The organism is Seleniivibrio woodruffii, from assembly GCF_004339245.1.
In the GTDB taxonomy this organism is placed as follows: domain Bacteria; phylum Chrysiogenota; class Deferribacteres; order Deferribacterales; family Geovibrionaceae; genus Seleniivibrio; species Seleniivibrio woodruffii.
Genome location: NZ_SMGG01000003.1, coordinates 667,257 through 687,167, shown reverse-complemented (window position 1 = coordinate 687,167; position 19,911 = coordinate 667,257). Strand labels below are relative to the sequence as shown.

Here is a 19,911-nt window from a genome sequence, read left to right as displayed (position 1 = left end):
TAATATAGATTGACAACCGTTTACCCGTTTGATAAAAATACATCATCTCTACAAAGGTATAAACCAACCTCATGCTCAATGCCAAAACAACGACCGATATTTTCGGCAGCTTCTACAAATCGCGCCGTCTTCTTGCCAAACTTGTACTGAACGACTTTAAATCCAAATATCTCGGTTCGTTCCTTGGTCTTCTCTGGGCTTTCATTCAGCCCTCGGTGACAATATTCATATTCTGGTTTGTATTCCACATAGGCTTCAAATCGCAGCCTGTTCAGAATGCGCCCTTTCTGCTCTGGCTTCTGGCGGGCATCATCCCGTGGTTTTTTTTTGCAGATGCTGTGAACAACGGAGCAAACTCCATAACGGATTTCAGCTATCTGGTAAAAAAGATCGTTTTCGACGTTAAACTGCTCCCTTTCATAAAGCTTTTTTCATCGCTGATAATCCACATATTCTTTATAATGATCCTCTTCGGTTTCACAGCCGGATACGGCATAAAGCCGTCCGCCCACTGGTTTCAGATTTTTTACTATCTTTTTGCGATGATTTTTCTTCTGACAGGAATATCGCTAATAACATGCTCCGTAACGGTTTTCCTGAAAGATATGGGGCAGATTGTGGGCATGCTGACCCAGATAGGCTTCTGGGGAACACCTATTTTCTGGTCGATCAACATAATTCCCGAAAAATATCACTGGCTTATAAAGCTTAATCCGGTTTTCTACATTACCGAGGGCTACAGAGCCTCCCTTATCTACAAGGAATGGTTCTGGGACAATATGAAACTGACGATCTATTTCTGGTGCGTATCGATAATTATCATGGCGGTGGGAGTTCTTGTTTTCCGTAAGCTCCGCCCCCATTTTGCGGATGTGCTGTGATGAACGAAATCGCCATCAGGGTTGAAAACCTTTCAAAGGTATACAGACTTTACAACAGACACGCAGACAGACTGAAAGAGGCTCTGCATCCGTTGCGCAGATGCTATCACAAAAACTTCTACGCACTGGACAACCTCTCTTTTGAAATAAAAAAGGGCGATACAGTAGGCATAATCGGAAAGAACGGAGCGGGAAAAAGTACCCTGCTGAAAATTCTGACCGGAGTGCTTACCCCCAGTTCCGGCAGTGTTTCAGTCAACGGTAAGGTATCGTCACTTCTGGAGCTTGGCGCAGGGTTTAACCCGCAGATGACCGGAATAGAGAACGTTTATCTGAACGGTGCCATAATGGGCTTCTCCACTGAGGAGATGGACGCCAAGATTGATGAGATACTCTCATTCGCCGATATCGGCGATTTCGTATATCAGCCCGTAAAAACCTACTCCAGCGGGATGTTCGCCCGTCTGGCCTTTGCTGTGGCTATCAATGTTGAGCCGGAGATTCTTATTGTCGACGAAGCACTCAGTGTCGGCGACGTATTTTTCCAGACCAAGTGTATGGCAAAGATGAAGGCTATGGTCAACAAAGGCATAACCGTTCTTTTCGTCACCCACGACATCCACGCTGTCAGAACCTTCTGTTCAAAAGCCATGTATCTGGAAAACGGACGGATAATCGGTTTCGGCGATGTGGAGCAGCTGACCTCGGACTATATGCGCATTCAGCGTGACAGTGCCAACTCGGCTCTGCAGAGTTCCGAACTTAAGATTTCGGATATGTCAGACCAGCCTGCGATAGAGACTCAGGAAGCGAAAAGCTCCGAATATTCCGGCATTCTAGACCTCTCGGGCAAAAAAGCACTTCAGGGTATCCACTCAGGAAACGGCAAGGCAACAATTCTGGACTTTGCCATTCTGGACAAAAACGGATTTCAGGTTTCGGAAATCGAATCCTGCGCTGAATATTCGATTCTCATGGGCATAAAGTTCCACGAGGATATGGACAGTTTCGCTGTTGTGGCTCCTGTAAGAAGCCTGAATGGCGAACAGCAGATAGGTGTTTCAAGCTCAGCCAGCAAAGCAGTATTTCCGCCCGTGAAAAAGGATTCGGTGTTCGTCGTCAGGATAAACTCCGTTATGAACATAAAGCAGGGCGCATACACCCTGACCCTTGCCGTTGAGCTTCCTATAATACTTAACGAGATACACGAGTTTCTTCATGTTATTGAGAACTGTGCGGCATTTAAAGTTGTCTGGGGCAGCCACAGATTCCCCACGACCTTCTTCACAGACGGCTCATTTGAAATTACTGCGGTGTCCTGATGGAAAATCAGAAAAATTCCGTATCAATGGTCAGAGCTTTAATCGAAGCCGTTAAGTCAATATACAGACTGCTTATCCCAAAACCTGTCAGAGCCAGATTTCTGGCACCGATAATCTTTGAGATCCGGCAATACAGAATAAAAAAGTCCATAAGAAAACTCCCGTCCTCCTGCCATCTGATAGTCTCCTGCGCTCAGGCCGGAGAATACGAAAACCTGCTTTATTCAAAAACCAACCGCAAAAGCACAATGGGTTCCCCTGTTCTGTGCGATCCGGAAAAGGGCGAGACAAGGCTCTCCTCTTTCACAGGAAGCGTGCCTGATGTTTTCGTTTACCGGTTTAAAAACGCCGAAGCGGTCGGTTCCACAGACAGCCTTATCTTCGGGGGTAAAGTTCTTCATTATGAACTCTCAATGTTCAGGGACAAACACGACCTGAAACGACCGGATATATTCAGTCTGTCCCCCGACAAAAAGTCGGCGGAAATTTTTTACACTTCGCTGAAAATCTATGACAATCCCGACACACTGTTCATACACGGGCTTAAGGAACATTCCATAAACTATTATCACTGGCTAACCGAAGAGATGCCCAGACTGATAACAATTTTCGATGCTCTGAAAACACCCGAAGGCAGGCAGATCTCTGGCGGAAAAAAGCTGACGGTGCTTCTGGATGAGGGAATGCCGCCTCAATGCATTGAAGCGCTGAAAATAGCCGTGGATGCGGATTTCAATATAGAATATGTGCCGAGAGGGGTCAGGGTTAGATGCCGTGAAATTATCTACTGCACCCCGTTCTGGCTCTCGCTGGACAACACAAGAAACGAACTTGAGCTTTACGAGTTTTTTGTGGACAGCGAAGCCGTAGCCATATCCAGAAACGCCGTGATGAAGCATTTTCCCCAATCCGGAAAACCTCACCGCAAAATATATATGAAGCGCAGAACGAACCAGATGCGCTCAATAATAAACAACGCAGAGGTCGAGAAGCTCATGGCCTCGCTGGGGTTCGAACTGGTGGAGACCGGAGGAATGAGCTTCAGAGAACAGGTGGAGCTGTTCTCTCAGGCAAAGATAATCGCAGGAGCATCCGGAGCGGCGTTCACCAACCTGCTCTTTATGAGGGATTCGTCTTCGGCTGTGAATTTTTACCCATCCCACAAATCCACCAACTATTATGTGTTTCAGCCTCTGGCAGAGTGCTCCGGCACAAAACTTATTCATTTTCTCACCACACCCGGAACAAAAGAAGACTCCGTTCATTCGGATTTCTATGTTAAACTGGACTATCTTGAGGAAAAAATAAAACAGACGGAAGGATGCCTGAATGACTGAACCGATCAGAACTTTTAAGATATTAGGCGATGAACGGGGTTCTCTCGTAGCTCTGGAAACGGGCAAAGAGATCCCTTTCGACATAAAAAGGGTCTATTACATTTTCGATACCCAGCAGGGGGTCGCCAGAGGTTTTCACGCCCACAAGGAGCTTCAGCAGATTCTGGTGTCGGTGAGCGGAAGCTGCAAGGTCAGTCTGGACAACGGTAAAGGCTCCAGAGAAGTATATGAACTGAACAGCCCCGACAAAGGGCTCTACATTGGGCCCGGATCATGGCGGGAAATGTTCGATTTTTCTCCTGACTGCGTGCTGATGGTCATCGCCAGCATGCTTTATGAAGAGGATGACTACATTCGTGACTACAGCAGATTTGTAGAATATGTAAACAACGGAAAAGACAGCATATGATAAGTTTTCTTGATCTCAAATCAATCAACGGAACATACGGCGAAGAGCTGAAAAAAGCAGCCGCAAGAGTTATCGACAGCGGCTGGTATATCCACGGAAAAGAACTGGAAGCGTTCGAAGCGGAGTTCGCATCCTATTGCGGAACAAAACACTGCATAGGGGTCGCAAACGGTCTGGACGCACTGATCCTTATATTCAGGGCATACATGGAAATGGGCATAATAAAACCCGGCGATGAGGTTCTTGTTCCTGCGAACACCTACATAGCTTCAATGCTTGCGGTTTCGGCAAACGGCCTCGTTCCCGTTCCTGTGGAGCCAAGAGCCGATACCTGTCTGCTCGATCCTTCAAAACTGAAAGAGAAAATAACCTCGAAGACCAAAGCAATTCTGCCCGTACACCTTTACGGACAGGTATGCGATATGGATGCAATAAACGCTGTTGCAGCTGAATACGGCCTCAAGGTTGTTGAAGACAGCGCACAGTCTCATGGGGCATACTGCGGAACAAAAAGGAGCGGAAACCTCGGCGATGCATCAGGCTTCAGCTTTTATCCCGGAAAAAATCTGGGAGCACTCGGCGACGGCGGAGCTGTCACCACCAACGACGACACACTGGCGGATATCGTCCGCACTGTCGGCAACTACGGAAGCAGAGAGAAATACATAAACACATATAAAGGGCTTAACAGCAGGCTGGACGAGATTCAGGCGGCCATGCTCAGGGTTAAGCTGGCGCATCTGGATGAGGAGATAGAGGACAGAAGGCGTATTGCCCATTTCTATCTGGAGAACATCAGAAACGAAAAGATAGTTCTGCCCACGCTCACAGCCAGAACCGCCCATGTCTGGCATCTTTTCACCATCAGAACAAAGGACAGGGACGGACTGCAGAAGTTCCTGAAAGACAGGGGCATAAACACCCTGATACACTACCCCGTTCCGCCCCACAGACAGGATGCATACAAAGAACTGGCGCATCTGGATCTTCCCATATGCGAGTCCATACATAAAGAGATTCTCAGCCTGCCCATGGGAAGCCACCTGTCGGATGAGAATATTCTGTACATAGCCAGAACGGTCAATGAATACTGACAGCAGACCCCTTGTCTCTGTCATTATTTCCGCATATAACCATGAGAATTTTGTGGTGCAGACCCTCGACAGTATCCTTGCGGACAGTTATCCGGACAAAGAGATCGTCATAATAGATGACGGCTCAACGGACAGAACCGCAGAACTTATAGCATCATGGGTTGAACTCAATTCCGGCAGAATTGCCATAGACTACATCTCAAGACCGAACAAAGGGCTTACAGGGACGCTGAACGAACTCATAGACAAGGCGAAAGGCAGATATATCCTGCCCATAGCCAGTGACGACTGTCTGATGAACGATACCCTAGGCGAAAGAATAGAAATTCTGGAAAAGAGCGATAAGCTGATACTGGTTTCGGATGCAGAAGTCATAGACGATAAAGGAAAAACAATCTCACCCAGCGGAATTTTTCAATATTACCGTGGGCAAAAGGATAACTATTTCACCGAAAACGGACTTGTTTCAGAAATTCTTTTCAACTGGTCTCTGGTTGGGCCTGTGTGCATCATGAAAAGAGAGGTCTATGACATCATAGGCCGATATGACACAACGCTTATTCAGGAGGACTGGGACTTCTTTTTCCGTGCCGCCGCCGCAGACTGTCTGATGTTTTATGACAGGATCGTTGCCGGATACCGTGTCCACGGTGCAAGCACGCACAAAAACAAGGCAAAGATCATCCGCCTGAAAAAGGACACCGCAAAGACAATAATAAAAAATATAGGACTTCTGAATTTCAGCAAAAGACTTCGGATGATATTGAAGCTGTGCAAGGTCTATATCTCTATTCTGAAGACCGCACTGGGGTTCTGATCACTCGGTTATCAGATAATCCGGAATCTTCGTTATAAACTTCGCAGGGTTGCCCGCAACCACTGAAAACGGTTTCACATTCTTCTTTACAACTGAACCTGCCGAAATGATTGAGTTTTCACCCAGAACAACAGAGGGCATAAGAATGCATGCCGCCCCCACAGACACGTTGTCGCACACGGTGGGTCCTGTTATCTCCCCTTCTGTGTATCCCGCACGCCCGATATTGTTGTCGTTGACGCTGACGACTCCGGCGCTGATGAACACGTTCCGGCCTATTTTGCAGTTTCCGGTGATATGGGTGTTGTCAAGAATCTTAGTTCCCTCGCCCACCGTAACGTTGTAGTTGAAAGTAACATTTCTGCTGATGAGGCATCTGTCGCCGATAACGGCACCTTCTCTGATAGAGGCATGGTCGCCTATGAGGCAGTTGCATCCGATTGTTACACCGGCATATATCACCGCTCCCGGAGAGATCACGCTTCCGCTGCCGATGACCACAGGCTCGAAATCCGAGCTGAGCTTTCTGGCTGTCACTCCGGCACTTTTGGGCAGTCTGCCTATCACGGCGAAGGAGAATATCTCTACGTTATCGCCTATGCTGACGTTATCTTTTATCACAGCGTAGTCGTGGATAACCACGTTTTCGCCTATCTCAACATCACAACCTATCTTAACAGTGTCTGCTATTTCAGCAGATGCCGCAATCCTGCTCATACAAGTGTCCCGCCGCCGTCAATTTTTATAAGTGAACCTGTCATCCATTTTGCTTTGTCCGAAAGAACGAAAGCAACCGTTTCCGCCACATCTTCCGGTTCGCCCATTCCCAAAGGATACTGAGCCTCCAGTCTGGCCAGAATCTCCTCTCCGTGCAGCTGAACCATCTCGTCCAGCATATCGGTTTTCACAAACCCCGGAAGAACTGCGTTCACCCTGATTCCTCTGGGCGCAAGTTCGCCCGCAAGGGAGACCGTAAGGGAGTTTACCGCTCCTTTTGAAGCGGCATATACCGCTCCGCCCGGAAATGCTTTTTCTGATGCTATTGAAGATATAAAAACAATACCGGAGCCTTTGCCGACACAGGCTTTCCTGTCGGAAAAGCCTCTGGCAAGCTCTGCACCCGCATGAAAATTCAGTTCGAAAAGCTCTTTATCCCTGTTTTTCAAAGATCCGAAACTGATGGTCTGCAAAATGCCTGCGCAATGCACCATTCCTTTCAGTTTGCCGCATTCGGCAGCTATCTTCTTCACAAGCGGGACTATTGATGCCGTATCCATGAGGTCGGCAGGATAGACGAAAACGTTCTCCGGTGCGGGAGATTCGTTTTTCATCTGTTCAAGACCTTCCGCACTTCTGGCGATGGCGGCAACCTTTGCCCCTTCCGCCAGCAGTTTATAAGCTATGGCCTTGCCGATGCTTCTGCTGGCTCCCGATACCAGAAAAATGTCTTCGGATGAAAAAAGGCTCAAGACAGCTTGCCTCTGACGAGATCAACGATATCCGAAACTTTTTTAAGAGCCATAAGAGCCGCTATGTTGGCCGAAAAATCGAACTCCTCCTTAAGGAAGGTGTGCAGAGACATAGCCGCAAGTGAATCCCATTCGTCTATATCGGCAAGCTCTGTGCCCGCTTCCACATCACACTCAGTGTCAAGTATGGATTTAAATTCATCCAGAAATTGCTGTTCGGTCATATCTAGCTCCTTAAACCCTGTTCAGAACGCCGGAAGCCCAGGAGAGCCCGACTCCGAAACCGGATATGTATATTTTTTTGATCTCTTCATTGTTCATTACTTTTTCAAGGAGAACGGGAATGCTGGAAGATACGGTGTTTCCGTAGTCCTCTATGTCAAATACCACCTTTTCCTGAGGCAGTCCCAGTTTTTTGCGAAGCGTATCAACGATGTATTTACTGCCCTGATGGAACATGAAACAGTCGATATCGTCTTTTGTTATGCCGTTTGCGGCGAGTGATTTTTCAAAATCCACCGGAACATAGCCGGAAGCGAAGTTGAAAATCTCAAAACCGTCCATGAAAAGAACGCCGTCACGGCATATCAGGTTTTCATATTTTTTGCCTATGGTTCCGAAAGACATTTTGCCGAGTGTATAGACCGGATCATCTGTGAAAAGTGTCACAGCGGCGGCATCGCCGAAAAGCAGAGATGTGTTTTTATCCTCAGGATCTATAACTCTGGAATACTGGTCGGATGTGAACAGCAGCCCTGTCCTGAAGCCGTTCTCCTCCATAAATGATTTGATCACGGACGCACCGTAGACAAATCCGGAACAGCCGAGGGATATATCGAAACAGGCACAGCTTTCGGGCATATCTAGCTTGCCGTGGACAATTGCCGACGTGTGGGGAATGTTGTAGTCAGGGTTCTGTGTTATTACGATGAGGCACTCAACAGTGCTCCTGTCCAGTTTTATCTTCTTTTCAAGGTTTTCGTAGGCCAGAACGCACATGTCAGAAGCGGAAATATTTTTGTCTGTAACTCTAACATTCTTTATGCCTATTTTTTTCTCGATGAAAGATTCGTTGATGCCGAACTTCTCCATCCTTTCATAATTGGAAACCCTGTCCGGCGCATAATATGAAGCGACTTCTTTTATTCCTATCACAAAATCACCTCTGATAAGCCCGCCTGAGCGGAATATGGATTAATATTACACTTTATAATTATCTCAATCAAGGGCAGATGTTTAAGCCGGAATCAGGATGAACCCAGCACGGAAATGAGCGATCTGTTGACGGACTTCCGTTCACTGTCGAACACCCAGCCCCACTTGTTGAAATATTTGATGGCGGAGTTGATGTGTATCATCCTCTGTTTGAAATATTTATAAGAGCCTCTGCCCCTGTGGTGATAAATGAATACCGAAGGTACGTAATAGCTCCCGGCGGCTGTGTTTATGCGTCTTGAAAAATCAATATCCTCCATGAGGATAAAAAATCTCTCGTCAAAAAATCCGGACTTCTTTAGAACTGATTTTCGAAGGAACATAAAACAGCCTGAAAGATTGCCTGTGCGCAGGCTTTTGTCGCCGCTGTAGTCCTGAAGCTCGTAAAGCCTGTTGAACCTTTCCACAAAGCTGTCGGGAAGATACTGGTGGAACATCCTCACAGCAAGATCGGCAGGGGTGGGCAGCAGTTTAGCGGCATACTGATTTTCTCCGTTAACCGAAAGAACCTTAGGAACGGCCAGCCCCGCATCCGGGTTTGAATCCATAAATACCGCAAGGTTTCGTGTCACATCACCGTCAAAATATACGTCGGGGTTGCAGATGAGGTGGTAATCACCCAGAATGTCATATCTGTCACGGATTATCAGGTTGTGCCCCGCTCCGAAACCTATGTTTCTGTCGGGTGTGATAATCTCTATCCTTCCGCCGTCGTCATACTGCGGAATTTCACCGCCGGAATTGTTTACAATGTAAATTCTCGAAACACAACTGCTGTTTAGAAGGCTGTTCACCGTTTCGGAAAAAACATTAAAATCAGTATCGTAATATACTATAGAAACCGTAATTTTATAATCCATTATATGCTCGCCTGAATTTCTGACGTCTGAATATACATGCCTTTAGAATATGTTATCACAGAAAAGTTCAGAAACTATTTAATTTGCGCAGATATTTCTTTGCGAAGGTGCTCTGTCAGCTTGGGAAGTGCCGCACTGACCTCCGGCGAAAGTGTCATATCCATCTCAATACTTTTCGTCTGAATGCCGTACAGCCGAACCTCTTTCGGGCGCACACCCATGAGAGCCGCCGTTGCCAGCATATCCTTCATACCCATCTGATGGGCTGAGAGTTTGTTTTCAAATACCGTATCGATGTCGTCACCATCAACACAGACTATCGTCCCCGCTTCCAGTCCGAAATCCACCGCATCGGCGATTATCAGCCTGTCCGCCCATTCAATATAAACAAGCAGATCAAGCCCCAGAGTTCCGCCGTCCATTATCCGCAGGGTCTCTGTCTCCTGAAACTCCTTCATAAGCTCCTGAACAGCCAGAACACCCGCTCCGTCGTCGTTCATCACCAGATTTCCGATGCCCAGAACAAGAAGTTTCATCAGCCCCTCCTGAAAACCAGCGCCGAAGCAAGGGCGGCTATGCCCTCCTCCCTGCCTGTAAATCCCATTTTTTCCGTTGTGGTGGCCTTTATGGTTATATCGTCAAACTCAAGTCCCATGACATCCGCAAGGGTCTTCCGCATCGCAGGGATATGTGGAGCCATCTTTGGTTTCTGCGCTATTATCTGCGCATCTACGTTGGAAATCTCGTATCCTGCAAGGCGTATCTCATCCACTGCTTTTTTAAGGAGGATCTTCGAATCTATGTCTTTGTAGGCTTTGTCGGTGTCGGGAAACAGATTGCCGATATCTCTGCCCAGAGCAGGTCCTGCAACCGCATCCACAATGGCGTGTATCAGAACGTCCGCATCGCTGTGGCCGTCAAGCCCCAGTTCATGCTCAATCTCAACCCCGCCTATGATGAGCTTCCGCCCGGCGGCGAACCTGTGCGCATCAAAACCTATCCCGCTCTTAATTTTCATCAGATCATCTCCATAACACATTCTATACATTTTAACGCAAAGATAAAACATTTTATGTTGATTAATAGCTTCATACGGATATTATTGACTGACGGGGGAAATTTTATATGCAGATACCGATTCTTGCCGACATCACCATCATATTCCTTTTTGCCGCCATAGCGCTTTTCATCTGCGGCAAGCTGAAGATACCTGAGATCATGGGCTACCTGTTTGCAGGCGTTCTGGTGGGACCTAACGGTCTCAGGCTGATACACGCCGTTGAGCAGGTGGAGATGATGGCGGAAATAGGTGTTGTTCTTCTGCTGTTCACCATCGGCATAACCTTCTCTCTGTCCACCCTGCTGTCGCTTAAGCGTCCGGCTCTTGCCGGCGGAGGTCTTCAGGTTGCGGGCTGTATCGCCGCCTTCACAGGTGCGGCATATCTGGGCGGATACGAGCTTAACACCGCAGTGGTAATAGGCATGATGGCCGCCGTTTCGGGTACGGCTATTATGCTGAACGTTTTTGCCGCCAGAGGCGAGGTCGACTCGCTCTACGGACGTATATCTCTGGCAGTATCCATCTTTCAGGATATCGCAGTGATCCCCATGATGCTCCTTGTTCCCCTTCTGGCAGGACAGGGCGGCAAATTTTCAGATGTGGGCATAATCCTCGGCAAGGCTGTTGTCGTTGTCGTGCTGCTGTTCGCTTTTGCAAGATTCCTCGTTCCGAAACTGCTCTATCAGGTTGCAGCCACCAGAAGCCGTGAGCTTTTCATGATAACCGTGGTTCTTGTTTGCCTCGGAGTTGCATGGATGACATCCAAAACAGGACTTTCGCTGGCTCTGGGAGCGTTTCTTGCCGGAATTGTGGTCAGCGAATCCGGATACGGTCAGCAGGCGCTTGGCGATGTTATCCCCTTTAAGGATGTCTTCGCAGGATTCTTCTTTGTTTCAATAGGCATGCTGCTCAACCCCGAAGTGGTGCTGAACGCACCCGTCCTCACTATAATCAGCCTTATTCTTCTCATTATAATAAAATTCGCCGTCACAGGCTTTGTGATAAACATAATCGGCTACCCTGTCCGAACCTCTGTTCTGGCGGGCTTGTCCCTTGCGCAGGTGAGTGAGTTCTCGTTCATCCTCGGCGCAGTGGGTGCGTCCACAGGTATTCTTACTTCCGATCAGTATTCTTTTTTCATAGCTGTGACCGTTCTTTCAATGGCCTCGACCCCGTTTCTCATCATCTCAGCCCCCCACGTGGCCGAACTGGTGACTAAACTGCCGATGCCCAGAGCTTTCAGGGGCGGCTACCTCTCAGAAGAGGAGAAGGAACCTGAAAAAGAACTCATAGATCACATAATTATAGCCGGATTCGGTATGAACGGACGAAACACCGCCCGTGCCGCCAGAGAGAAGGGCATCGAATACGTCGTTATCGAAATGAACCCCGACACTGTCAGAAGGGAGAAGCGGAACGGCACACCCATTTTCTTCGGCGATGCCTCTCAGGCAGCAGTTCTTGAGCACGCTGCGCTCAAAACGGCAAGAGTGATGGTCATAACCCTGCCCGACCCCATCGGCGTACGCAAGATAGTGGAGACCGCAAGGCGTGAGAACCCGACAATATACATAATTGCCCGAACAAGATACCTCACCGAGCTTGAACCTCTCAAGGCACTTGGTGCTAACGAGATTGTAGTGGAAGAATACGAAACGTCCATAGAGACATTCTCCAGAGTGCTGAAAAAATATTACATCTCTCACGATGAGATCGAGGCACTGGCAAACCAGATAAGAACGGAGATAATGGGCAGACCCGGCGAAATGATTTCAAACAGCACAGAAGGCACAACCTTTGCCGACATGAACATAATAAACATAACTGTGCCCGTAGGCTCACAGATAGCGGGAAAAACAGTCAGAGATGTTGATATAAGATTCAGATACAGGCTTAACCTGCTGGCAGTGAACAGAGGCACGGATACCATCTCCAACCCCGGAAGCGATTTTGCTATTCAGGAGCGGGATGAGCTGATGCTGATGGGTGAACAGAATGATGCAGATATTTTTATGCAGGCTATCCGCCAGAGGCAATAGAACAGGAAAAGGACATAGGCAGGTCTGTCTATGTCCTTTCTTTTATAGATTAATAGTCAATTCCGGCCGCCTGAACGTGGTCGGCACTGAAAGCATGGCAGGGCGTTACACCGTAAACCATTCCGCATTCGCATTTTGACTCGAATGTATACATCTGAAAATCTTTTCCGCAGTTTTCGCAGGTCATTTCAAGGGGAAGAGGCATAAGCCCTTCTGAAAATCCCATCACTCGAAGTTTATCAACCACCTGTTTTCCCGATTCGAAAGAACCGCTGCATCCTTCGTGCATAGTCTCCTCCTTATTTGTTTTTTGTTAAGATAGCGGATTTTCGGGAGATGAAATTGATGTCAGTCAAAAAACAGTGAAAAAAATGTCCAGAACCAAATAAGGCCTGTGATTATGAAGCTCATGAACACCAGCGCACTGCCCGCATCTTTGGCTCGCTTGGCCTTTTCGTCATACCGCATGGTCACCAGATCCACCGTGCGCTCGATTGCGCTGTTTGCAAGCTCTGCGGCGAGCGGAATGAGCATGGATGTGCTGAGTATACCTTTATGCAGAATCGGCAGAGGAGCGGCGATTATTCCGGCCAGAAGGGCAAGAACAATATAAACCTCTATCTTGAATGAGCTTTCATTCGTAAAGACCTCTTTAAGGCCTTGCAGGGCGAAGCCCCAGTTTCTGAAAAAGTTGAATTTCTGTTTGTTCAGCATGGAGATATTGTATCACAGATTTTAAATGGGGAAATAAAATTATGGTGAGAAGATTATCAGTTCACGTCACTGTTGTATTGTCACTCACTTCAAACTGAGACTCTTCACTTCGTTCAGAGTGACATATATTATACGTCATTGCGAACCCTGTAAGGGTGAAGCAATCTCATCATATGAAGGTTTCTGTAAAATTGTTTCAGATTTTTTTGCATGTTATGCGACTGCCACAGCACCTGCGGTGCTTCGCAGTGACGGGAGAATAGAGGACACAAAATGCAGCAAACAAAAAAGCCTGTCCGAAGACAGGCTTTTCGCTTTTTTAACAGGACGGGGACGAAGGGACTCGAACCCTCGACCTCTGACGTGACAGGCCAGCGTTCTAACCAACTGAACTACGCCCCCTGTTAAAAAAATGGGTAGTGCAGGGATCGAACCTGCGACCCTCGGCTTGTAAGGCCGATGCTCTCCCAGCTGAGCTAACCACCCGTATACTGTTTTTAAACATCTTTGTCAAAGAATTTCTCTGACGTTAAAGTGACTTTTGCAGTCGTTTAAAAGAAAGCGTCTCCAAGGGGATTCGAACCCCTGTCGTCGGCGTGAAAGGCCGATGTCCTAGGCCGGGCTAGACGATGGAGACGTTTTTACAAAAGTGAGCCATGTTGGACTTGAACCAACGACCCATTGCTTAAAAGGCAATTGCTCTACCGACTGAGCTAATGGCTCGTATCACTTTAGTTTTTCCTCTCAGGCACCTTTTCGGTGTTCCCTGCGAGAGGTAGGTTATACCAAAGTGACAAATCGATGTCAACTACTTTTTATCAAAAAAGTTCATTTAATTTTATTGTCTGCTCTCTGTCAGTTCCAAGGCTGATTATAGCATAGGGAACTTTCAGGAAATCGCTGATATATTGGATATATTTTTTAGCGTTCTCAGGCAGTTCATCATAGCTTTTAACGGTGGTGAGGTCCTCTTTCCATCCGTCGAATTCTTTATAAACGGGTACACAGCCGTCGAGATATTTAAGTTCTGCGGGGAATCTGTCCAGAACTTTGCCGTCATATTCGTATGCGGTGCACACTTTGATTTTTTCCATTCCGGAGAGCACATCCAGTTTCGTCAGGGCGATAAGGTTTATGCCGTTGATGGCAACTGAAAACTTAAGGGAAACGAGGTCGAGCCAGCCGCAGCGTCTGGGTCTGCCTGTTGTTGCGCCGAATTCGTGTCCTGCCTGACGCAGATCTTCGCCGTCCTGACCGAGAAGCTCAGTGGGGAAGGGACCGCCGCCGACACGGGTGGAATATGCCTTAACAACGCCGAGAACGTTGTCTATCTTGCGGGGAGAAAGGCCTGTGCCTGTGCATGCTCCGCCTGCGGAAGCGTTGCTGGATGTAACATAGGGGAATGTGCCGAAGTCAAGATCGAGCATTGTTCCCTGTGCACCTTCCATCATTATCTTTTTGCCTGCGTCATACAGCTCTGTGACCATTTCGGCCGTCTCTGCGACGAAAGGCTTAATATACTCAGCGTATTCTTTATACTGCTTAAAGATCCTTTCAGCGTCGATTTTATCCTGTTTAAAGAGGTGTTCCATAAGGTAGTTGACCTCACGGACGTTCTGCTCCAGTTTCTCACGGAAAACTTCATCATCGTAAAGGTCGCAGATTCTGATACCTGTTCTGGCGGCTTTATCGGCATATGTGGGTCCGATTCCTCTGCCTGTTGTACCTATCTTCTTCTTACCTTTAAGCTCTTCTCTGAGAAGATCCATTGTTTTGTGATAGGGCATGATAACGTGTGCACGTTTGCTGATGTAGAAGTTTTCATCGAAAACAACGCCCTGTTTCTTAAGGATCTCCATCTCTTCGATGAGCGCATCGGGAGCGATCACCACGCCGTTTCCGATGATGTTTATCTTTCCTCTGTGGATAATGCCCGAGGGAATAAGGTGGAGGATGTATTTTGTGTCGCCGACAACAACTGTGTGACCTGCGTTGTGACCGCCGGAATAGCGGACAACCACATCTGCATCAACCGTGCTGAGGTCTACGATCTTTCCTTTTCCTTCATCGCCCCACTGGGCGCCCAGAACTACTGTACAGCTCATTTTGCTACCTCACGAAAGTGTATTTAAGAAATTGTAACTCGTTTCAAGTTCGGATTTTTCAGCCGCATCCTCTGCAAAGAACACTGAAAACCCTTTGTCTCTAAGCTCCTCGCATCTGCCGAGGTTCTCTCTGCCCACCACCAGCCAGTCTATCTCTTTCAGGCTGATGTCGGTTTCGTCAACACTGTATATCTCTTCCACAAAAAAGACCATTCCGCATGCGAAGGCCTTTCTGCCGAAGTTTTCGGTCAGGTTGTCATAGCGGCCGCCCACTGCGAGGCTTTCGCCTATCTTAGCATGGAGGACGCTGAAGGTTATTCCGGTGTAATACTCCAGTCCTGCGGACTCGGAAGCATCGAAAACCAGAGATTTCGCATCGATGCCGAGGCTGATGAGCCTTTTGAACAGAGTGGAGATGTAGTCCACGCACTCCGCAAGCTCTTTGTCGAACCTGCTCACCTCTGCCAGTTTTTCAACGGTTTCAACGCCGCCGAATGCCTTTGGCAGATGCCTAAGGAATTTTTCGGGGTCGTTGTCGCCTGTGAAAAGGTTTGCCACAGCGGTGATGTTCTTAGCATCAAGATGTTTATGGTACTCGTCTTTATCCTTACCGGCAAGCTCAAGGGCTCTGCGGGTGAAGCCGCTGTGTCCGAAAACGTATTTGCATCCGTCAATGTTCAGCTTATCGAAGACCCTTCTGGCCATGAGGAGCATTTCGGTGTCCGCCTCAAGCTGGCTGTTGCCGAACAGCTCTGCGCCCACCTGAAGTTTTTCCGATTTAACGCCCTTGTCAAGATCCACGTTGCGGAACACCCTGCCGTTGTACGACAGACGGATGGGCAGAGGGAAATCGCTCATATAGTTGGCGAAATATCTTGCCACCTGGGGGGTGAAGTCCGGACGCAGAACAAGCGACTTGCCCGTGTTGCGGTCTATGAAACGGATGATGTTCTCATCACGGAAGTTATGCATGGTGTCTTTGAGCATGTCGTAATACTCGTATATGGGCAGAAAGATGTCCATATAGCCGTAACTCTGCACAACCTCTTTAATGGTTCTCTCGATGCGGTTCATTTTAACCGCTCTGCCGGGGGCAATGTTTCCGGCGGAGTTCGGCATCATGTTTCGTACCATTTATTCACCGATGTAGTTTTTCAGAATTTCCTGTGCGGCTGCAACGCCTGCACCCATCTGGAATTTAACGCCGAATCTGGACAGTCCCATCTCAAGGCCGCTTATGGCGACGATGGTGTCGAAGGCGTCGTGGTAGCCGAGGTGAGACACACGGACGATCCTGCCTTTAAGGTGATCCTGTCCGCCTGCGTAGGTTATGCCCACTTTCTCACGCATGAACTTGACAAACTTTCCGCCTTCAAAGCCTTCAGGCAGATAAAAACCTGTTGCGGCGTTTGAGGGGGTGCCCGTAGGCAGGAGTTTGAAGCCCATCGCCTGAACGGCCGCACGGGTGGCGTCGCCGTTTATCTGATGACGTTTGTAAACGTTTTCCAGTCCCTCTTCGAGCATCATGTCCAGAACGACTTTAAGTCCGTTGATGATGGTCACAGCGGGAGTGTATGCTGTGGTTGATTCAAGCTGGTTTTTAAGCTCACGCTTGAGGTCGAGGTAATATCTGGGAATTGTGGCCGTTTCGCAGAATTTCCACGCTTTTTCGCTGAGGGCGATGAAAGCGAGACCGGGGGGCAGCATGAAGGCTTTCTGAGAGCCTGTCACAGCCACGTCGATTCCCCATTCGTCCATTTTTGTCTCGTGTACGCCGATGGAGGTGATTCCGTCCACTATAAATATAGTGTCGGGTCTGGATGAGATTATTCTGCCGATGGCTTCAATGTCGTGGTATGCGGTGGTGGAGGTTTCGCTTCCCTGAATCATGACAGCCCTTGTGTCGGGGTTGCTTTTCAGGAAATTCTCAACCAGAGCGGGATCCACGGATGAACCCCATTCAAGCTCAATGACCTGAACGTCCATTCCGAAGGTTTTTGAGATGTTTTTCCATCGCTGGCCGAATTTGCCCGCATCAACGACAAGAACCTTGTCTCCGGGGTTCAGGGTGTTGATGATGGCAGCTTCCATGGCGGCGGTGCCGCTTCCGGCGAGCATCAGAACCTCATTTTTTGTATTGAATACCTTTTTAAGACCTGCGGAGGCCTCGGCAAAGGTTTTTGAAAATTCGTCTGTTCTGTGGTGGATCATGGGCTTCGCCATTTCCAGAAGCACTCTCTCAGGCACAGGTGTCGGCCCGGGAGCCATAAGGTATTTTTTCAGCATATATGCACCTTCAATTTGAGAAAATTACTTTTCACGATACTACAGTGCTGAAATATAGTCAATGGCGGGAAGACGGAAATATTAATTGCATATTGATGTTTTCCGCCCATTTATCGATATTGATTTTTATTATCAAAAATCTTTCAGAACACCTTGACCGCAGACTTTTCAGAACTATATTTTAATTATTGAGTGAACATATCCGGAGCGGCTGATTCCGGATACGCTTCTTCAGGATTCCTAAGCGGCATCATTATTATGTCAAGTATCATGTTTCAACCGTTATTGGAGGCAACAATGGGAAAGATTTACGAAGCACCGGGAAAAGTAGGAAGTATAGTATCACTAAAACCCCGTTACGATAACTTCATCGGCGGAGGGTGGGTAGCCCCCGTAGGCGGACAATATATGCCCGACATCAGCCCCGTTACGGGAAAAGTATTTTGCGAGGTTGCCAAGTCAACATCTGCGGATGTGGAGCTGGCTCTCGATGCTGCACATAAAGCAAAAGACGCATGGGGCAGCGCATCTCTGGCAGAGAGAGCGGCTGTTCTGAACAAAATAGCTGACGCCATCGAAGCGAATCTTGAAATGCTGGCTGTGGCCGAAAGCTGGGAGAACGGAAAACCCGTGCGAGAGACACTGGCGGCGGATATTCCTCTGGCAGTTGACCATTTTCGCTATTTCGCAGGAGCCGCAAGGTCTCTTGAAGGGACAGTGACCGAGATCGACAAGGACACCGTGGCATATCATTTCCACGAACCCCTCGGCGTTGTGGGACAGATAATCCCCTTTAACTTCCCCCTGCTGATGGCCGCATGGAAGATAGCCCCCGCACTGGCGGCAGGCAACTGTACCGTGCTGAAGCCCGCATCGCCCACGCCGTGGTCGATACTGAAACTGATGGAAGTTATCGCAGGGGTCGTACCCCCCGGCGTGATAAACGTTGTCACAGGTCCCGGCGGAGAGATAGGCAAAGCTCTGGCAACCAGCCCCAGAATAGCCAAAATAGGCTTCACCGGAGAGACAACCACCGGAAGGCTGATAATGCAGTATGCTGCGCAGAACCTGATACCGTCCACAACAGAGCTGGGCGGCAAGTCACCCAACATCTTCTTTGAAGACGTTATGGCGGCCGACGACGCATTTCTTGACAAAGCCATCGAAGGACTGGTGCTCTATGCTTTCAACAAGGGGGAAGTGTGCACATGTCCCTCCCGTGCGCTCATTCAGGAATCGATCTATGACAGATTCATGGAGCGGGCACTGAAACGCATTGAGCAGATAATTCAGGGCAACCCCCTCGACACATCCACCATGATCGGAGCTCAGGTTTCCGTTCAGCAGATGGAAAAGATAAGCGGATACGTTGATATCGGCAGACAGGAGGGTGCAAAGTGCCTCATCGGCGGCGAACGCAACGCAATGGGCGGCGAGCTTGCCGAAGGCTACTACTACAAACCCACAGTTCTGCAGGGCAACAACAAGATGCGTGTATTTCAGGAGGAAATCTTCGGCCCCGTTCTGGCTGTGACCACCTTCAAGGACGAAGCTGAAGCCCTGAGCATCGCAAACGACACCCTTTACGGTCTGGGCGCAGGAGTCTGGACGAGAAACGGCAGTCTGGCATACCGCATGGGACGAGCCATCAAGGCCGGACGTGTATGGACCAACTGTTACCATATGTACCCCGCCGGTGCGGCTTTCGGCGGATATAAGATATCAGGCGTCGGACGTGAAAACCACCGCATGATGCTTGAGCATTATACCCAGACGAAAAACCTGCTGGTGAGCTACAGCCCGGATCCTCTGGGATTCTTCTGAAAGGAGTTTAAAGATGAAAACGTCAACAGGCGAACCTGCGGTTGTTGCAACGCCTGCGGCTCTGGAAGCCATAGAGAACCTGCTTAAAGAACATGAATCCGTCATGTTTTATCAGTCCGGCGGATGCTGTGACGGCAGCCTGCCTCTGTGCTTCGGCAAGGACGAGTTCATCATAAGCGATAATGACGTTCTTCTGGGCGAGGTCGGCGGATGCCCGTTCTACATCGATTTCCGGCAGTATGAGGTGTGGAAGCACACCCAGCTGATTCTGGATGTAGGCGAAGGTTTTCCGGAAGGGTTTTCACTGCCCGCAGGGGAGAACGCTCACTTCATAACCAAATCGAGGGTATGCACCATACCTACATAAAACAAAAGGCAGACCTGCGGGTCTGCCTTTTTTAATTTCTTTATGTCACTCTGAGTGCAGCGAAGAGTCTCAGTTAAAACAGATCCTTCGCCAAGGCTCAGGATGACTCTGT

Annotated in this window: 21 protein-coding genes and 4 tRNA genes; 9 read left to right on the top strand and 16 right to left on the bottom strand. The window is 48.5% G+C overall.

What is annotated here, in order from left to right; translation table 11 throughout:
* The first annotated feature begins 71 nt into the window (after nt 1-71).
* Genes C8D98_RS03230 through C8D98_RS03205 form a run of 6 tightly spaced genes read left to right on the top strand, consistent with a single transcriptional unit; the run spans nt 72 to nt 5,860 of the window.
* On the top strand, nt 72-881 hold the full coding sequence (locus tag C8D98_RS03230) for an ABC transporter permease (protein WP_132871983.1): 810 nt from the start codon (nt 72-74) through the stop codon (nt 879-881).
* Nucleotides 881-2,203 carry an ABC transporter ATP-binding protein gene (locus C8D98_RS03225; RefSeq protein WP_132871981.1) on the top strand — a complete coding sequence of 441 codons (1,323 nt, stop codon included), beginning with the start codon at nt 881-883 and terminating at the stop codon, nt 2,201-2,203. The genes C8D98_RS03230 and C8D98_RS03225 overlap by 1 nt, the downstream gene beginning before the upstream one ends.
* Nucleotides 2,203-3,540, top strand: coding sequence for a glycosyltransferase family 61 protein (locus C8D98_RS03220; protein ID WP_132871979.1), 1,338 nt, complete (start codon nt 2,203-2,205; stop codon nt 3,538-3,540). Before C8D98_RS03225 ends, C8D98_RS03220 begins: the two co-directional genes overlap by 1 nt.
* Nucleotides 3,533-3,949 (top strand): sugar 3,4-ketoisomerase, encoded by a 417-nt coding sequence (locus tag C8D98_RS03215; RefSeq protein WP_132871977.1) that lies wholly within the window; start codon nt 3,533-3,535, stop codon nt 3,947-3,949. The genes C8D98_RS03220 and C8D98_RS03215 overlap by 8 nt, the downstream gene beginning before the upstream one ends.
* A complete protein-coding gene (locus tag C8D98_RS03210) occupies nt 3,946-5,043 on the top strand; it encodes a DegT/DnrJ/EryC1/StrS family aminotransferase (protein WP_132871975.1) in 1,098 nt (365 codons plus the stop codon). The genes C8D98_RS03215 and C8D98_RS03210 overlap by 4 nt, the downstream gene beginning before the upstream one ends.
* Nucleotides 5,033-5,860, top strand: coding sequence for a glycosyltransferase (locus tag C8D98_RS03205; protein ID WP_132871973.1), 828 nt, complete (start codon nt 5,033-5,035; stop codon nt 5,858-5,860). The genes C8D98_RS03210 and C8D98_RS03205 overlap by 11 nt, the downstream gene beginning before the upstream one ends.
* Here the strand turns inward: C8D98_RS03205 and C8D98_RS03200 are convergent, their stop codons facing one another.
* From C8D98_RS03200 to ispF, 7 genes are all read right to left on the bottom strand, one after another.
* Nucleotides 5,861-6,577, bottom strand: a complete 717-nt coding sequence (locus C8D98_RS03200; protein WP_132871971.1) for an N-acetyltransferase — start codon at nt 6,575-6,577, stop codon at nt 5,861-5,863.
* Nucleotides 6,574-7,329, bottom strand: a complete 756-nt coding sequence (locus tag C8D98_RS03195) for an SDR family NAD(P)-dependent oxidoreductase (RefSeq protein WP_132871969.1) — start codon at nt 7,327-7,329, stop codon at nt 6,574-6,576. Before C8D98_RS03195 ends, C8D98_RS03200 begins: the two co-directional genes overlap by 4 nt.
* Nucleotides 7,326-7,553, bottom strand: coding sequence for an acyl carrier protein (locus C8D98_RS03190; protein ID WP_132871967.1), 228 nt, complete (start codon nt 7,551-7,553; stop codon nt 7,326-7,328). Before C8D98_RS03190 ends, C8D98_RS03195 begins: the two co-directional genes overlap by 4 nt.
* Before the next feature lie 10 nt (nt 7,554-7,563).
* Nucleotides 7,564-8,484 carry a ketoacyl-ACP synthase III gene (locus C8D98_RS03185; RefSeq protein ID WP_132871965.1) on the bottom strand — a complete coding sequence of 307 codons (921 nt, stop codon included), beginning with the start codon at nt 8,482-8,484 and terminating at the stop codon, nt 7,564-7,566.
* Between the two features lie 92 nt (nt 8,485-8,576).
* Nucleotides 8,577-9,404 carry a glycosyltransferase family protein gene (locus C8D98_RS03180; protein WP_132871963.1) on the bottom strand — a complete coding sequence of 276 codons (828 nt, stop codon included), beginning with the start codon at nt 9,402-9,404 and terminating at the stop codon, nt 8,577-8,579.
* Between the two features lie 74 nt (nt 9,405-9,478).
* Nucleotides 9,479-9,940 (bottom strand): HyaD/HybD family hydrogenase maturation endopeptidase, encoded by a 462-nt coding sequence (locus C8D98_RS03175; RefSeq protein WP_132871961.1) that lies wholly within the window; start codon nt 9,938-9,940, stop codon nt 9,479-9,481.
* Complete coding sequence (ispF, locus tag C8D98_RS03170) at nt 9,940-10,422, bottom strand: 2-C-methyl-D-erythritol 2,4-cyclodiphosphate synthase (protein ID WP_132871959.1); 483 nt, start codon at nt 10,420-10,422, stop codon at nt 9,940-9,942. The genes C8D98_RS03175 and ispF overlap by 1 nt, the downstream gene beginning before the upstream one ends.
* A 107-nt stretch (nt 10,423-10,529) precedes the next feature.
* On the opposite strand from ispF, the gene C8D98_RS03165 reads away from it, so the two are divergent.
* Nucleotides 10,530-12,503, top strand: a complete 1,974-nt coding sequence (locus C8D98_RS03165) for a monovalent cation:proton antiporter family protein (RefSeq protein ID WP_132871957.1) — start codon at nt 10,530-10,532, stop codon at nt 12,501-12,503.
* A gap of 49 nt (nt 12,504-12,552) precedes the next feature.
* Here C8D98_RS03165 and C8D98_RS03160 read toward each other — a convergent pair whose 3' ends face one another.
* The 9 genes from C8D98_RS03160 to C8D98_RS03120 all read right to left on the bottom strand — a co-directional run bounded on the left by C8D98_RS03160 (nt 12,553) and on the right by C8D98_RS03120 (nt 17,608).
* On the bottom strand, nt 12,553-12,792 hold the full coding sequence (locus C8D98_RS03160; RefSeq protein WP_132871955.1) for a hypothetical protein: 240 nt from the start codon (nt 12,790-12,792) through the stop codon (nt 12,553-12,555).
* Between the two features lie 59 nt (nt 12,793-12,851).
* Nucleotides 12,852-13,217: a diacylglycerol kinase gene (locus tag C8D98_RS03155; RefSeq protein ID WP_132871953.1), complete on the bottom strand. Its 366-nt coding sequence runs from the start codon at nt 13,215-13,217 to the stop codon at nt 12,852-12,854.
* 328 nt (nt 13,218-13,545) lie between these two features.
* A tRNA-Asp gene (locus C8D98_RS03150) sits at nt 13,546-13,619 on the bottom strand.
* A gap of 11 nt (nt 13,620-13,630) precedes the next feature.
* Nucleotides 13,631-13,703: transfer RNA gene (locus C8D98_RS03145), tRNA-Val, on the bottom strand.
* 76 nt (nt 13,704-13,779) lie between these two features.
* A tRNA-Glu gene (locus C8D98_RS03140) sits at nt 13,780-13,854 on the bottom strand.
* 13 nt (nt 13,855-13,867) lie between these two features.
* Nucleotides 13,868-13,940 (bottom strand) — tRNA-Lys (locus C8D98_RS03135).
* Nucleotides 13,941-14,035: 95 nt separating this feature from the next.
* Nucleotides 14,036-15,322 carry an adenylosuccinate synthase gene (locus tag C8D98_RS03130; RefSeq protein WP_132871951.1) on the bottom strand — a complete coding sequence of 429 codons (1,287 nt, stop codon included), beginning with the start codon at nt 15,320-15,322 and terminating at the stop codon, nt 14,036-14,038.
* A gap of 9 nt (nt 15,323-15,331) precedes the next feature.
* Entirely contained in the window at nt 15,332-16,456 is a 1,125-nt protein-coding gene (locus C8D98_RS03125) for an ATP phosphoribosyltransferase regulatory subunit (RefSeq protein ID WP_132871949.1), read from the bottom strand.
* Nucleotides 16,457-17,608, bottom strand: coding sequence for a pyridoxal-phosphate-dependent aminotransferase family protein (locus C8D98_RS03120; RefSeq protein WP_132871947.1), 1,152 nt, complete (start codon nt 17,606-17,608; stop codon nt 16,457-16,459).
* Between the two features lie 297 nt (nt 17,609-17,905).
* Between C8D98_RS03120 and exaC the strand changes: the two genes are divergently transcribed.
* Nucleotides 17,906-19,432 carry an acetaldehyde dehydrogenase ExaC gene (gene exaC, locus C8D98_RS03115; RefSeq protein ID WP_132871945.1) on the top strand — a complete coding sequence of 509 codons (1,527 nt, stop codon included), beginning with the start codon at nt 17,906-17,908 and terminating at the stop codon, nt 19,430-19,432.
* A 13-nt stretch (nt 19,433-19,445) separates the two neighbouring features.
* A complete protein-coding gene (locus C8D98_RS03110) occupies nt 19,446-19,799 on the top strand; it encodes a DUF779 domain-containing protein (protein WP_132871943.1) in 354 nt (117 codons plus the stop codon).
* Nucleotides 19,800-19,911: the final 112 nt, after the last annotated feature.